Annotated in this window: 9 protein-coding genes and 1 pseudogene; 8 read left to right on the top strand and 2 right to left on the bottom strand. The window is 61.4% G+C overall.

The window, feature by feature from the left end:
* The first annotated feature begins 86 nt into the window (after nucleotides 1-86).
* From MRB47_RS09630 to MRB47_RS09605, 6 genes are all read left to right on the top strand, one after another.
* Nucleotides 87-995: a DUF4007 family protein gene (locus tag MRB47_RS09630; protein ID WP_252102562.1), complete on the top strand. Its 909-nt coding sequence runs from the start codon at nucleotides 87-89 to the stop codon at nucleotides 993-995.
* On the top strand, nucleotides 988-4,443 hold the full coding sequence (locus MRB47_RS09625; protein WP_252102561.1) for a hypothetical protein: 3,456 nt from the start codon (nucleotides 988-990) through the stop codon (nucleotides 4,441-4,443). The genes MRB47_RS09630 and MRB47_RS09625 overlap by 8 nt, the downstream gene beginning before the upstream one ends.
* A gap of 54 nt (nucleotides 4,444-4,497) precedes the next feature.
* On the top strand, nucleotides 4,498-5,472 hold the full coding sequence (locus MRB47_RS09620; RefSeq protein ID WP_252100569.1) for an IS5 family transposase: 975 nt from the start codon (nucleotides 4,498-4,500) through the stop codon (nucleotides 5,470-5,472).
* Nucleotides 5,473-5,557: 85 nt separating this feature from the next.
* Nucleotides 5,558-6,406 (top strand): phosphoadenosine phosphosulfate reductase family protein, encoded by an 849-nt coding sequence (locus tag MRB47_RS09615; RefSeq protein ID WP_411275743.1) that lies wholly within the window; start codon nucleotides 5,558-5,560, stop codon nucleotides 6,404-6,406.
* A 74-nt stretch (nucleotides 6,407-6,480) separates the two neighbouring features.
* Nucleotides 6,481-8,904 carry an ATP-binding protein gene (locus tag MRB47_RS09610; RefSeq protein WP_252102559.1) on the top strand — a complete coding sequence of 808 codons (2,424 nt, stop codon included), beginning with the start codon at nucleotides 6,481-6,483 and terminating at the stop codon, nucleotides 8,902-8,904.
* A 47-nt stretch (nucleotides 8,905-8,951) separates the two neighbouring features.
* Nucleotides 8,952-10,724, top strand: coding sequence for a hypothetical protein (locus MRB47_RS09605; RefSeq protein ID WP_252102558.1), 1,773 nt, complete (start codon nucleotides 8,952-8,954; stop codon nucleotides 10,722-10,724).
* On the opposite strand, the gene MRB47_RS09600 is transcribed toward MRB47_RS09605, so the two are convergent.
* A protein-coding gene (locus MRB47_RS09600) for an IS5 family transposase (protein ID WP_252100767.1) occupies nucleotides 10,715-11,579 on the bottom strand; the annotation gives its coding sequence in 2 pieces (ribosomal slippage) (nucleotides 10,715-11,162 and nucleotides 11,161-11,579; 867 coding nt in all). The two genes, MRB47_RS09605 and MRB47_RS09600, sit on opposite strands and share 10 nt — an antisense overlap.
* A gap of 106 nt (nucleotides 11,580-11,685) precedes the next feature.
* Here MRB47_RS09600 and MRB47_RS09595 point away from each other — a divergent pair.
* A complete protein-coding gene (locus MRB47_RS09595) occupies nucleotides 11,686-11,832 on the top strand; it encodes a hypothetical protein (protein WP_252102557.1) in 147 nt (48 codons plus the stop codon).
* Nucleotides 11,833-11,868: 36 nt separating this feature from the next.
* Here the strand turns inward: MRB47_RS09595 and MRB47_RS09590 are convergent.
* Nucleotides 11,869-12,429: pseudogene (locus MRB47_RS09590) on the bottom strand (site-specific integrase); the annotation flags it as partial.
* 188 nt (nucleotides 12,430-12,617) lie between these two features.
* Here MRB47_RS09590 and istA point away from each other — a divergent pair.
* On the top strand, nucleotides 12,618-14,162 hold the full coding sequence (gene istA, locus MRB47_RS09585) for an IS21 family transposase (RefSeq protein WP_252100662.1): 1,545 nt from the start codon (nucleotides 12,618-12,620) through the stop codon (nucleotides 14,160-14,162).
* Nucleotides 14,163-14,180 lie beyond the last annotated feature (18 nt).

Genomic DNA, 14,180 nt, shown 5'->3' with positions numbered 1-14,180 from the left:
TTGCCCCTCGGTCGTGCCGTCTGGGAGAGAAATATTAGGCGCCAGACGAATAAGGTTGGCAAAACCAAAGGAATGCGGGGGACGTTATGAGAAGCAACGTGGATCGATTTTCAGGACATGAGTCCTTTGTGTGCCGCTACGGCTGGTTGCCCAAGGTCTACGCCGCGGTAAAGACCGAAGGCACTTTGCTGCGCAACGAAGAAAGCGCAATGAATGTGCTGGGCATCGGACGGAACATGGTGAAGTCACTTCAGTTCTGGGCCGAGGCCACGGGCGTTCTGAAGGCGGCCGAAGGCGGTGGTCACGAGCCAGGGCTGGTCGGGGTCAAGCTGTTCGGGGGCAAAGATGCCTGGGACCCGTATCTGGAGTCGCTGGAATCCTTGTGGCTCATTCACTGGCAGCTTTGCACCGGAGGAGGTCTTGCGGCATGGAACGAGGTTTTCGGCGAAGGCAGACTCATCCGGTTCGAACGCAAGCAACTGATCGCGGCGCTGGGTCGCCGTGGCGAGGGTGCCGCCCGCCCACTGGCGGCCAGCACGCTGGAGCAGCATTCTTCGATCTTCATCCAGTCCTACTATCAGGAAGAACGTGGCAGTGACGATACGTCCTGGTCACCGATGCAAGACCTGGGACTGCTGCGGGCAGTCAAGGGCGAGGACGGTAGAACCATCTTCAACAGTGAACCGCGCGCGCCGATGGGGCTCTCGTTGCGTGTGTTCGCAATGGCGCTGATTGACTTCATTGCCGCCGAAGGCCGGACCGAACTCTCGGTCGATTTCATCCGCCTGCTCAAAGGGGCGTACAGCCCCGGGGTCGTGTTCCGTCTTGATGAACAGCAGCTCCGGGTGTTCGTCGAAGCCCTTTGCGCGGGACCGCTGAAAGGTGCGCTCCGATTCGTCGACACAGCCGACACCCAGAGCCTCGTGTTGAACTTGAAAAAACTAGACCCGCAGTACCAGCTGCGACAGGCAGAGGAGGCCTACGCGCATGTCTAATCGCATTCTGCAAAGCATTGAGCTGGGCGGTGGTCACACGCGATCCATCGCGCTCGACAGGGATCTGCACGACGAATCGGCCGTCAAGAATTATTTGTTGACGCCTGCCGCCATGGGCGCACTGAAACAGATCGGCCAGGGATTGGTCGACAAGCATGCGCAGAGGGCCTGGAAGATCGTGGGGCCTTATGGCAGCGGAAAGTCTGCGCTGGGCGTCATGTTGGCCCAACTCCTGAGCGGTCGCGCATCACATCCTGCAGCATCGCTGGCGATCACCAAAAGCGCGCCTCAACTCGTTCCGCTGTTCAAGACGGCCAACCGTTTCCCGTTGGCAATCGTCGGGGCCCGCGTGTCCATTGGCGCTGCGCTTGCGCACGCCATCGGTGAGGCATTGGGTCGTCTGGGCAAAGGCAAAGCGGTGTCGGCGCTGAAGAAGCAGCTGGACACCGAGGCACTGACCTACAAGGGCATGCCGGTGAACTCGGTCGCCGGCAGTCTGGCAGCCGACTTTGCGCAGGCCATTGTTGCAGAAGGGTTCGATGGCGCCCTGCTGCTCATCGACGAAGTCGGCAAGTTTGTCGAGCACGCGGCCTTGCATCCAGATACGGGCGATCTGATCGCGCTGCAACAGATCGCGGAACAGGCATGCCAACCGGCGGACGCAAAGCTGGCTGTCGTCGCCATGTTGCACCAGCATTTCGCAAGCTACGCCGCAGGTGTGGGCCGCGCGCTTGGCGACGAGTGGCAAAAGGTGGCGTCGCGGTTCGACGAAATCCCATTCGACGAACCCGTCGAACGTTACGCACATTTCGCGGCTCACGCCATCGGCGCCAAAGCTGCAATTCACTCAAACCGCGAAGTGGTCCGTGAAGCGCAGGCGCTGTATGCATCGGCAAAGAAACTGGGTGTCCTGCGATCGTTGACGGCAACAGACCAGGCGCTGTTCGAACGGGCAGAAGCGCTGTACCCCCTGCATCCTTTCAGCATCGCAGCGCTTGCGGTGGTCGCCAAACGATACGGTCAAAGCGAACGCTCATTCCACGCGTTCCTGCGCGGAAACGAGCCACTCGGGTTGCGTGACTTCGCTGATCGCCATGAAGTCGATCCTGCTGTCTGGTACCGACTGCCCGAGGTGTTCGACTATCTCGCCAGTGGCAATGGACTGCGCTTCAGGGATCTGAGCGCTGAGCGTCGCTGGGCCTTCGCGTTGGCGTCGATGGAACGGCAGACCTTTGACGTCGAAGCCTTGAGAGTGCTCAAGAGCATCGCCGTGCTTGAACTGGTTTCGGCGGGTCTGGGCGTCCCGGTCACGGCCGAGACAGTCGCTTTTGCGCTCGGCAACGCCACCAAAGCCTCGGTATCCAAGCACTGCGATGGCCTCGTGGAGCAAGGATTGCTCGTACGTCGGCGGAACAAGGCGGAGTACGCCTTCGCCGTGTCGGAGGCCGTCAACATCGAGGCTGTCTACGAGAAAGCAGCAAGAAGCGGCGAAGACGAATTGGTCATCACCGGCGTGTCGCACGCCCTCTCGCAGCGGCTCATCGTGGCAAACAAGCATTACGACCAATCCGGCACGATCCGGACCGTCGGTGTTCTTGTCGGCTCTCCCGCCCACTGGCCCAAACCGCCAGTGTTCAAATCCGATGAGGCTCGCCCAGATGGCTGGATCAAATTGGTTCTGGTCATGGAAGGTTCAAACGACGAAGCCCTGACGCTTCGACGGCTGAAAGAAGAAGCCGATGCTTTCAGCATCTGCGGAAGTTTGTCGCTCACTCCGGAGAGTCGTGCTGCGTTGGCCGAATACTCCATCTGGCTGGCGGTGCAGCGGGAGGTTACCAGCAAGCGCCTGGATCCTTGGACCAGCCAGTACGTCGCCGGCCGTTTGCACGACGTTTCTGAGAAGGTCAGTCTGCTGGTTCTGCGCCAACTGATGCCTGTCCCAGGAAATCCCGGGCCGGAGTATTGGTACAGCGGCCAGCTCATCGCCAACAGCCGGAACATGAACGCCAGTCAGCTCGCATCCTGGCTGTTCGATTCCGTGTACAGCGAAACGCCGAGGATCGTCAACGAACTCATCAACAAGGAAAAGCCGCCCTCGGCCATTGTGCTGGCGCGCCAGCGTATGTTCGAATTCATCCTCGGTGGCGACACCGCGGCCCAATTGTGCGGGCCCAGCGAATTCCCCCCAGAGCGGCTCATTCACAACACCCTGCTTCGGCAGACCGGAATCTGGCGCGAAAAGAGTGGTCACTGGAGCCTGGCTGAGCCCACAGCGGACGCGGCCATCGACATTTCCAAGGTCTGGGCCGCGATCTCACAAGAACTCCGGTCTTCCAATGCCCCAACCTTTGCGGGCGTGCTGGCGGCACTTGCAGCGCCGCCATTGGGCGTCAGGGCAGGCCCCGCAGGCATCTGGATCGTCCTGTATTTGATGATCCACCGCAGTCAGTGCGCGATCTTCGAACGAGGAACGCTGATTCTTGAGTTGACGAATGAGCACCTGCAGCGGATGTACAAGAATCCGCAGGCGTTCGAATTGCGTGAACTCGCCAGTGGGACAGACAGCAAGAAGCTGCTGCTTGAGTACCAGACCGCCTTTGCTGCGATCGGGTGTGCGGTAGGCGGTGAGCTGACCTATCTGGAGCTGGCACGAAGCCTGTACCGCTGGTACGCGCGACTTCCGGAGTTCAGCTTGCAGACCACGCGCGTCGGCAAGGATGCCAGCCTCGTGAGGTCGGTGTTGAAGAAGGCGCAGGACCCGATCAAGCTGCTTACTTCAAGCCTACCGGAGACCTACGCACAGGCCAACGTGAAGGTGTCATTTGGCGAATGGCTGACGAGTACGCTTTCCGATCTGGGTATGGCGCACCGCCGGTTGCAAGAAGCCATGTCTGCCGAGATCAGCCAAGCCTTTGCCATCGCAGGCCCGTTGAACCGTGTGCGAAACCAGCTCCAGGCGGAATGTGCAGGCACCGCTTCGGATCTTGCAGACATCAAGCTCAAAAGCTTCATCCTGCGATGCACTGACCTGTCGCTCACGGATGAGAAGTGGCTGGACTCCATCGGCAGCCTGGTGGTCCAAAGACCGCTCGACGCATGGGCCGACGAGACCATCGGAAAGTTTGCGCAAGAGCTCACCGAATCGTGCGGCCGCTACAAGCGGTGGATGCGCATGGTCACCGAGCGCGGGCTGGCACCCCGAGCCTCTGAGCGTTTCGTCGGCCTCACGCTGACGATGCCAGGCGGTCAGGAATCATCTTTGTTCGTGGCAACCTCAGACGAATCCACCGCGGTGGCACGCAGCGTCATGGCGTTGATCACGAAAGAGACCAAAGGCAATGCGCAACTTGCCGCGTCGGCTCTTGCACAAGCGCTGCTCGAACTGCAAGCCCCAGTCACACCTGTTTCGGAAGAGGAGAGTTCCCATGGCAACCGAAAAGCGAGTTAGGGCAATGCTGAAAAAGTCTCCGCTGCTGCTCCAGCCTGGGTAAATTACTGGGCCATGAAGCAGCAGACCCTTGCTATGGCAGCCGACGCGCAGTTGGGCTTTGAACAACACCGTAAGCCTACGCGGCGCGACGAATTCCTCAAGACTATGGATTCGCTGGTGCCCTGGGCGGCGCTGTGCGAAGAAATCGCACCGCACTACCCCAAGGCCGGCAATGGGCGCCCTCCCATTGGCCTGGAGCGCATGCTGCGCATCCACTTCATCCAGCATTGGTTCAATCTCGCCGACCTGGCGTGTGAGGAAGCCCTCTACGACAGTGCCAGTCTGCGTCGCTTCGTCGGCATTGACTTGGGCTGTGAACCCGTGCCCGACGCGACCACGATGCTCAGGTTCCGTCGGCTGCTCAACGACAACAGGTTGAGCGAAGCCCTGTTTGCACGCGTTGGCAAGGAGCTGCAGGCACGCGGCATCAAGGTCAATACCGGAACCATCGTGGACGCCACCATCATCGGTGCGCCCAGCTCGACCAAGAACGCTAACAAGGCAAGAGACCCCGAGATGCACCAGACCCGCAAGGGCCAGCAGTGGTACTTCGGCATGAAGCTGCACATCGGTGTGGACAGTCAAACGGGGCTGAGCCATAGCGCGGTGGTCACAGCGGCAAACGTGCATGACAAGCATCCACTGCCTGATTTGCTGCACGGCAATGAGCAACGGGTCTATGGCGACTCGGCCTATGCCAGCCAGAAGGCACTGATCGCGAGCAAGGCGCCCAGGGCCAAGGACTTCACCAACCAGCGCACGCGCTGCGCTGGCGAGGTGGACGAAGTGCAGCGGGCCAAGAACCGCAACAAGTCGCGGGTGCGTGCTCGGGTCGAACATGTCTTTGCCGTGGTCAAGCGGCTATGGGGGTTCAGCAAGGTGCGCTATCGCGGGCTGCAGAAGAACGCCACGCGCGCATTCACGGCCCTGGCGCTGGCCAACATTTACCTGTGCCGCAGTCATCTGTTGGGACAGGTGCGCCCGTAAGGGCGGGAATCGGGCCTGAAGGCCCCGCGAACTGCCCAAATGGGCGGTGCGAGGGGCCAAAACATCCGAAAAACTGCGTCGTTCAGTGCCGCATAGCAAATTACGACGGCTTGTTCAGCGTTGCCTTAGGCACATCCTGAGTTTGTCTGGTGGCAAAGACAGCGCTGCGCTGGCGCTGTACATGCGTGATCGGGTTCCGACCATGGAGTACATCTTCAGCGACACGCGCAAAGAGTTGCCGGAGACGTACGAGTACCTGGAGCGTATTTCCAGTTATTTGGGCAAGGAGGTGATTCGACTGAATGCGGACGTCGGATTCGATCACTGGTACGAGATGTACGGCGGGATGATTCCCTCCAACCATCGACGCTGGTGCACGCGCGCACTGAAGCTCAAGCCCTTCGAGCAGCATTGCGGCGACGACGAAGTCATCAACTACGTCGGCCTGCGCGCCGACGAAGAACGCAGCGGATACATCAGCCACAAGCCGAACATCAAGGCCGTCTACCCATTCAAAGAAGACGGATTGATTCTTCGCGACATCGAGGACATTCTCAAGACATCTGGTGTCGGCATGCCGCCGTATACGAAATGGGGACGGACTAGGTCAGGCTGTTATTTCTGCTTTTACCAGCAGAAGATCGAGTGGGTGCGCCTCAAGGAGACCCATCCCGATCTCTATGACAAGGCCAAAGCCTATGAAAAGCCATTCGAGCCCACTGGCAACTTCTTCACCTGGAGCCAGGGCGAGAGCCTGGAGGAACTGGAGAAGCCTGTCCGGATGGAGCAAATCAAGCGGGAGCATGTCATCCGAATCGACCGGTTGAAGGCTCGCAAGGAAAACGCGACCCTACTGGAAGTGTTTGCAGCCGCGGATCAGGTCGAAGAACCGGACGATGACGATGAACAGGGGTGCCTGGTCTGTCAGCTGTGATCTGCAGGCCTCGCTCCATCCTTTCTGCACAGCCACCACCACGTCATTGATTCCCCCTCAAGGGACCCACCTGCATGTCATTCAAGTTCAAAGCGCGAGTCCTCTTAGAGCTGGGCGCGGAGCTGATCAGCTCCGACGCCGTGGCTCTGTACGAACTCATCAAGAACGCGCTGGACGCTGGCTCCAAGGAAGTCGAGATCCGAATTCGCATCGCGATGCAGCATTCGGCCTACACGCAGCTGCGCACCCTGTTGCTGCAGCACGTCCGGGAAGCGCGCACGCGCCGGTCGGCTGCCGCGACGTTCGACAGCGCCGAATTCCACGCGATGGTGCTACAGCAGCTGGAGGATCAAGCTAGTTCCGCCACGCGTAAGCGATTCACCGACGCGTATGGGGAGCCGGCCACGCCGCAGGCGGCCCTCGAGGCACTGGACCGCGCCTATTTGCGGGGAAACTATCTGCTCGTGAGAGATGGCGGCTGCGGCATGTCGCCGCAGAGCCTGGAGGAGAGTTATCTCACCGTCGGCACGCCCACGCGGCTGCTGGAGAAGAACGCGGCCATCGCCAACGCCACCTCCGAAGTCTCCCGACTGCAGAATCCGAAGGCGGAAACGGGCCTGCCATTGGGCGAGAAAGGCATTGGCCGACTCTCCGCCATGCGACTGGGGCACTTCGTCCGGGTGAAGACCAAGACGAAGGAGGCAGATTTCTGGAGCCTGCTTGACCTCGACTGGCGACCCGCGTTCAGTGACCCGACGCTCGATGCATCAGCCTTGGACTTTCCCGTCGAGACGGAGGCCTGCGAAGTCAAGGATGTGGCGCACCAGGGGACGTCGATCTACATCCGCGATCTGCAAAGCGACTGGTCTGAAAGCAAGGTGCGCCGGATCGCTGCAGCGGACCTGGCCAAGCTGGCGGATCCGTTTGCGCGGCTGCGCGCGAACAAGTTCATGGTGGTCAAGTTCCAGGATCTCGACATCAGTGTGCCGATTCTCGACCGGGAGCCGCTGCGCGCCGCCGACGCGATCTGCTCGGCCAAGTTCAGCTACGACGAATCCAACGAACCCCAATTGGCGCTGCACGTCGACTACAAGACCTTCGCCAGAGAGCGAACGGACCACCTGAGCGAGGAGCATCTCAGGGCCTGCGTCCGAGAGGAACCGGGCAAGAAGAAAAAGCGCTCGCTGCTGCTGGATGCCGAGATCGTCGCGCGCGCCTTGAAGCATGTCGGCCCGTGGGAGTTGAAGTTCTACTGGTTCAACCGCGGGCGCATCATGCGCAAGACGCCCGAGCTGTGGAACGACTCGATCCGCGATTTCCTCGCGCAATGGGGGGGTGGCTTTCTTGTTTACCGCGACGGGTACCGGGTGTACCCCTACGGCGAGCGTTCAGACGATTGGCTTGACCTGGACCGCAAGGCCTTGGCCGCGAGCGCCTACAAACTCAACCGCGCGCAGATGGTGGGGCGGTTGGAAATCTCCTCCATTGGCAACCCCTCCCTGCTGGACCAGACGAATCGCGAGGGCTTCCGGGACTCCTATGACCGAGAGGCGCTGATTCGGCTGCTTCGCTACGTCATCCTCGGGTTTTGCCGACCTTTCCTGGAGCAGGTCGAGCGCGAAGTCGAGCCGCCCATTGCCGAGGTCGTGGAGGAAGTCCAGGAGCGCTTGAGCACGTCGCGCGACATTGCCGTCTCCAGCCTTAAGAGCATGCAGGGCCGGCTGCCCGACGAGAGCGCCAACATCGGCAAGGTGATGCACCACCTGGAGGAGGTAAGCGAGGCCTGGGAAAGGGCCAAGCTGCGCATCGCCGGGTTTGAGGAGACCATCGAGAGCTTCGTTCACCTGGCGGGTGTCGGCCTGATGCTGGAATTCATCGCGCATGAACTCTCGCGGGTGACCCAGGACTCGCTGCGCGCCGTCGCCTCGGGGAAGTTTTCTCCGCAGGTGGTCGAGGCCCAACTGAAGACGCTCGAAAAACGCGTGCGCATCCTCGACGAACTCAGCATTCCTGGCCGTCAGATTCGCAAGGAGTCCAACCTCTTGGAGTTGGTGGAGCTGCTGTGCGAGTTCCACGAAGCCAAGAGTGTGCGCCACAACATCAAGATTTCCGTGAAGTCGCGATCGAAGGCGAAGTTCGTTGAGACCCTGGAGCGTGGCCAGTTTCTTCAGATCCTCGACAACCTGTTCAGCAACTCCTTCTACTGGTTGATGAATCGATTCGATGCATCGGTCGAAGGTCAGATTTCGATTGAGCTGGATGCAGGCGCACGCACCCTGCATTTCACCGACAACGGCCCCGGTATCCCCGCCGAGCGCAGCGAGGCGGTCTTCGATCAGTTCGTGACGACCAAGCCACCGCGCGAGGGTCGGGGCCTGGGCCTGTACATCGCCAGGCGCCTGGCCACGGAAAACGGCGCACGCCTGTACCTTGGCCCCGCCGACGATGATGGGATGCATCGGACCTTTGTCCTGAATTTCAATAAAGAACAGCCATAGCAGCGGGGAGCAAAAAACAGATGTGGGGAATTTCAACAGCGGTCGTGGTGGACGACGCCCTCGGACCGCCCGGCGAAGGCTCGCTGCACTCAGACGACAAGAACGCATGGATCGACTTCGTGAGCGCCGATGCGAATGCCCAGGCCGCGTTGCTGGCGACCTTCGCCGCCACGGGGCTCAATGATCTGGATGATTTGCTCGGCGAACTCATCAGTCATCCCGACCACATCACTGCTCTGTGGACTCACTACAACGACAACACCCTGGCGAACGCCGGCTTGGAGCTGTTGTTCAAGACGTTCGCGCTGGACTGGACGGGTAAAGCCCAGAAGCCCTTAGCGGTGTGCGCGGCGCTCGCCACCTTTGTTGGCGCCCAAGCAGTGAAGAAGTACTGGCGCATGGAGGATGCAACCGCAGCCGTGGCCCAAGCCGATGTGGCGTTCATCGATTTCTTCCTGAACGACAACGAGGGCGTTTCCGACGCACTGCAGAGGATTCGCAATCACAAGACGGATCTGGGTGGCGCAAAGCTCCTCTTCATCATGTCGTCCAGGGCAGCCATCGAAACGCAGCAACAAGTACGTCAGATCGTCGGGTCTCGTACGGCGTTCTTCGAGGTGATGGCGAAGAGCGATGTGGAGACCGCCTGGGTCATCGAAAAGATCAGGTCCAAGAGCTCCTCCTACCTGGGCAACAAGTCACTGGAAAACGTGGCGCGTGAACTGGTTGCCGCCACGCACGACGCCGCCAAGGAGTTCAAGGCGCAGTGCGACGACCTGGAGATCCACGACTTGCGGCTGTTCGACCTCGCGCGGCTGGTGAACGAGGGCGAGTCGATCGCGGCCTACCTGACCTGGTTGTCCTCAGAATCCATCGCCGCCAAGATTCGCCGCATCAGTTCGACCAAAATTAAGAACACGGCCATTGACGCGGGCGCCATTGGTTTCACGGGCCAGATCAAACAGGGCAAGGTGCTGTTTGATCTCTTCTCTGAGGTGGTGTTCGGACCGGGACACCCACCCGGAGAACCCCTGCATTTCGGTGAGGTGCTGGTCACCAAGCCCTATCGCAGGCGGCCGTCGCGCAACCCCTTGCTTGGCGCGGACCGGGCAGTGGCGCGCAGCGGCAGTCAGGCGAAGCACACATCGCCTATGCGGGCGGCGTTGTCTGCCAAGAGCGCATTCGCTCAGCGGCGCGTCGAGCGCGACAGAGTGCAGAGCCTCAGGTCGCTCGCAACGGTCAACCAGCAGTTGCATGAACCCGCCAGGTACCTGCTGGTCCTGACGCCGGCGTGTGATCTGGCGCGTTGCTCGCCTTCGAAAATGGTGCTGTGCGTGGAGGGGACCGCTCAGGACATGAGCGACGTCAAGGTCCAGGCGCGAGAGAAACTGTACGGCAAGCACTCTCAAGGGTTGCGTCATTTGTTGACGGTCGATGGACAGGGGGCGCCCGCGCTGATTACGTGGCACAAGAACCAGAGCCTGATGCTCTCCGTGCGCGACATCATGGGCGGGAACTTCAAGCGCTTGGCGCAGATGAACGAGCTCTACGCGCAGGAGGTCAAAGAAGAAGTGCTCCGTGAACTTGGCCGCGTCGGCACGCAGATCGATCCGCCACCGGCCTTCGCTTTGCACGCGACGCTGAAATGGAAGGTCGGATCGACCGCCCACGAAGCGGCGACGGGCGACGACAGTTTCTTCTCTGCCATCCTTTCCTACTCGGAACAATCCGACGACAAGTCGCCGACCGTCATCCTGTCGGATGAATTCAAGAAGTGGGCATCGGCCAAGATACAGGAAAGCCTAAGGATTTATCCGTAAATAATATTGACAGGTAGACTGATCTTTCGCAAGGTGATGATGGCAGCGGCCAGATGGTTAAGCGCGAGAAACGTGTGCTCCAGCTTTTCGTAGCGCACGAGCAGCTTGCGGAATCTGTTGAACCACCCATGGCATGCCTCCACTACCCAGCGGCGCGCCTTCTTCTGCGGATTGCGTTTCTTGCGCTCTGCCTCGCTCTTGCGGCCCACTACATGCGGGATATAGCCGTGGGCCAGGATGATCTTCATGGCGTTCTTTCCCCGGTAGCCGGCATCAGCGCATAGGTGCTTGCTGCGTCGCTGCTTGGGTGTGGGGCGCTTGATCATGCAGGACGCCAGCACGGCCTCAAGTTGCGTCACGTCGTGCGCGTTGGCCCCGGTCACGACGAGTGACAACGGGACGCCACGCCCGTCCACCAGCAGGTGACGCTTGCTGCCTTTTTTTCCCCCGATCCGTCGGGTTGCGCCCCACAGCCTCTTGCGCCAGTGGCGCCTTGAACATGGCCCCATCAATGCTTTGCCAGCGCCAGGCAACGCCTTCGAAATCATCGTACTCAGCAAGACCTGCACGCCACAGGTTCTCAAAGAACCCGGCCTTGGACCACAGCATGAACTTCTGATGGATCGCGCTGGCGCTGCCGAAGCGCTCAGCAGGCAATGCCTTCCATTGGCAGCCAGTGCGCAGCACATACATGATGGCCTCGAACACCAGCCGTGGCGGTTTGCTCGGGCGGCCCGCTCCGGCTGCGCGCTTGTACTGCTTGTCAGGATCGCGCGCAGGCTGCGGCACCAGCGGCTCCACCCGGCTCCAGAACTCGTCCGTCACTTCCCACGAATTGGCATGCACCTTGGCCATCTACATCTCCTGCGCCGCATCACGGGCGACTCAGGAACATAGTTTAATTTGCGGATAGATCCTAAATGGTCAGCCTGCGCATGCTAAGCTGCAGAACAGTTTGACTGTGCTCACGCAGTCCCCGCAGTTCATCCTCAAGCCCGATCTCACGGTTCGCAAGAACGAGTTGCTTGTTCGCGTGGCCGATGAGGCGAATTCGAAGAACCACAACGGCGTGGTACTCGAACTTATCCTGAGTTCAGATCTTCGTTGAACGATAAGGTCAACAGATCCGCAACCACAAAACAAATCAGGCTGCCCCGCCATTCTCACCGACGGCTTGGCGTCCGGCGATGACTGTCTTGCGCCGATTGGCTACCACGTCGGCGGCCCGGCGCACCGGATCGTCCTCCGTGTGAACGTAGCGCATGAACATCGCCACTGTCTTGTGCGCCGTCAGCGCCATGCCGACCTTGACCGGAATGCCCGAGTTGGCGATGTCCGTGGCCGAGCGGTGGCGGATACCGTGCGTGCCCACGTGCGCCGCTCCAGCGGCTTTGAGGGCGCGGCTCCAGCCGTTGTAGTACTCGCCCGTGGTCAGGTGCCGGCCGGGATGGTTGGGCGACGGCAGCACGTAGGGAAAGCCGTCCTGCCTCGGCGCGGTCGAGAGCAGCCGGTAGGCTTCTTCGCTCATAGGCTTCGACATGCCACCCGTCTTGCTATCGGGCCAAACCACGCGCCGATTCTGCAGATCGACCCAGGCCCATTCCAGCGTGACGATTTCGCCGCGCCGGCCGGCGAACTCGAACTGCAGGCGGATCGCCAAGGGAATGACGTAGTGCTCCAGCCCTTCGGCCTCCAACGTGTCCAGATGGCTGCGTATTCCACGCGATGGCGGACACGATTCCATGCTGATGGCGGACAGTGTTCCAGCGTGATGGCGGACAGTGTTCCACGCTGAAGGCGGACAGCATTCCAAACTGATGGCGGACACCTGCGGGGTGTTCTGAGTGACCCGAACGCGGCATACGCTGCCCGGTTTTTTGACCGGAACCAGCGATGCCCACACCCAGGGTCACCATGAGCAAACTACGACACACACTGCAACTGCTGCACCGCGGGGCCTTGAGCACCCGTCAAATCGGTGCCGCCCTCGGCATCTCCAAATCCACTGTCAGCGAGATAGCCAGCTACGCGCGCGTGGCCGGCGTGGACTGGGCACTGGCCCAGAGCCTGAACGACGACGAACTCCAGGCCCGGCTCTACAAGCCACCCGTGGCGCGCGAGTCCCGGCACCTTGAACCCGACCACGCCCACATCCACCGCGAACTGCGCCGACCTGGCGTGACGCTGCAGTTGCTTTGGGAGGAATACCAGCAACAGCACAGCGGGCAGGCGTACAAGTACAGCGCCTTCTGCGAGAAGTACAAGGCCTGGGCCCGGCGCCTGCAGCGCTCCATGCGCCAGACCCACACGGGCGGTGACAAGCTCTTTGTGGACTACGCCGGCCAGACCGTTCCCGTGGTGGATGCCGACACTGGCGAGATACGCCAGGCCCAGGTCTTCGTGGCCGTGCTGGGCGCATCGAACTACACCTACGCCTGCGCCACCGCCAGCCAGAAGACCACCGACTGGGTGGCCAGCATCATTAGCGCGCTGGAGTTCATCGGCGGCGTGCCCCGCCTGCTGGTGCCTGACCAGCCGCGCGCCCTCATGGCCCGACCCGACCGTTACGAGCCCACCGCGCACCGCCTGCTCGAAGAGCTCTGTGCGCACTACAGCCTGGCCGTGATGCCCGCGCGCCCGGCCAAGCCACGCGACAAACCCAAGGTGGAGGTCGCTGTGCAGGTGGTCGAGCGCTGGATTCTGGCCAGGCTGCGCCACCAGACCTTCTTCAGCCTGGCCGAGCTCAACCGGGCGATTGCCGCCTTGCTGGTGGACTTGAACCAGCGCGCGTTCAAGAAGCTGCCGGGCAACCGCACTAGCGCCTTCGCCGAACTCGACCGGCCAGCCCTGCGCCCCCTGCCGCCGGTGCGCATGCCCATCGCGCGCTTCAAACCCGCCCGCGTCAACATCGATTACCACGTTGAGCTCGATGGCCACTACTACTCGGTGCCCCACGCCCTGGTGGGTGAGCCGGTGGAGTTGCGCATCACGGCCGGCACGCTCGAAGTCCTGCACGGCAGCAAACGCGTGGCCGCCCACGCCCTCAATCCCCGACGGGGTGCACACACCACCACGCCCGAGCACATGCCGGCCTCGCACCGGGCGCACCTGCAGTGGACGCCGGCCAAGCTCATCGCCTGGGGTGAGCGCGTGGGCGCGGCCACCGCCGCCGTGGTGCGCTGGCAGATGGAGCACCGCCAGCATCCCGAGCAGGGTTACCGCTCCTGTCTGGGCCTCATGCGCCTGGGCCGTGAGTACGGGGCTGACCGGCTGGAGGCCGCCTGTGCGCGGGCGCAGTCGATTCGCTCACCGTCCTACAAGAGCATCGCCTCCATCCTGGGCTGCGGCCTGGACCAGCGGCCGCTGGATGCGCCGATGGCCGCACAGGCGAGCCTGCCGCTGCACGAGAACGTGCGCGGGCCGGGCTACTACCACTGAACTCCAACGTGCAAGCAA

It is taken from the genome of Diaphorobacter sp. LI3 (assembly GCF_022807955.1).
GTDB lineage: Bacteria > Pseudomonadota > Gammaproteobacteria > Burkholderiales > Burkholderiaceae_C > Diaphorobacter > Diaphorobacter nitroreducens.
The sequence above is the reverse complement of the archived record's forward strand: the minus strand, read 5'-3'. Positions and strand labels throughout refer to the sequence as shown.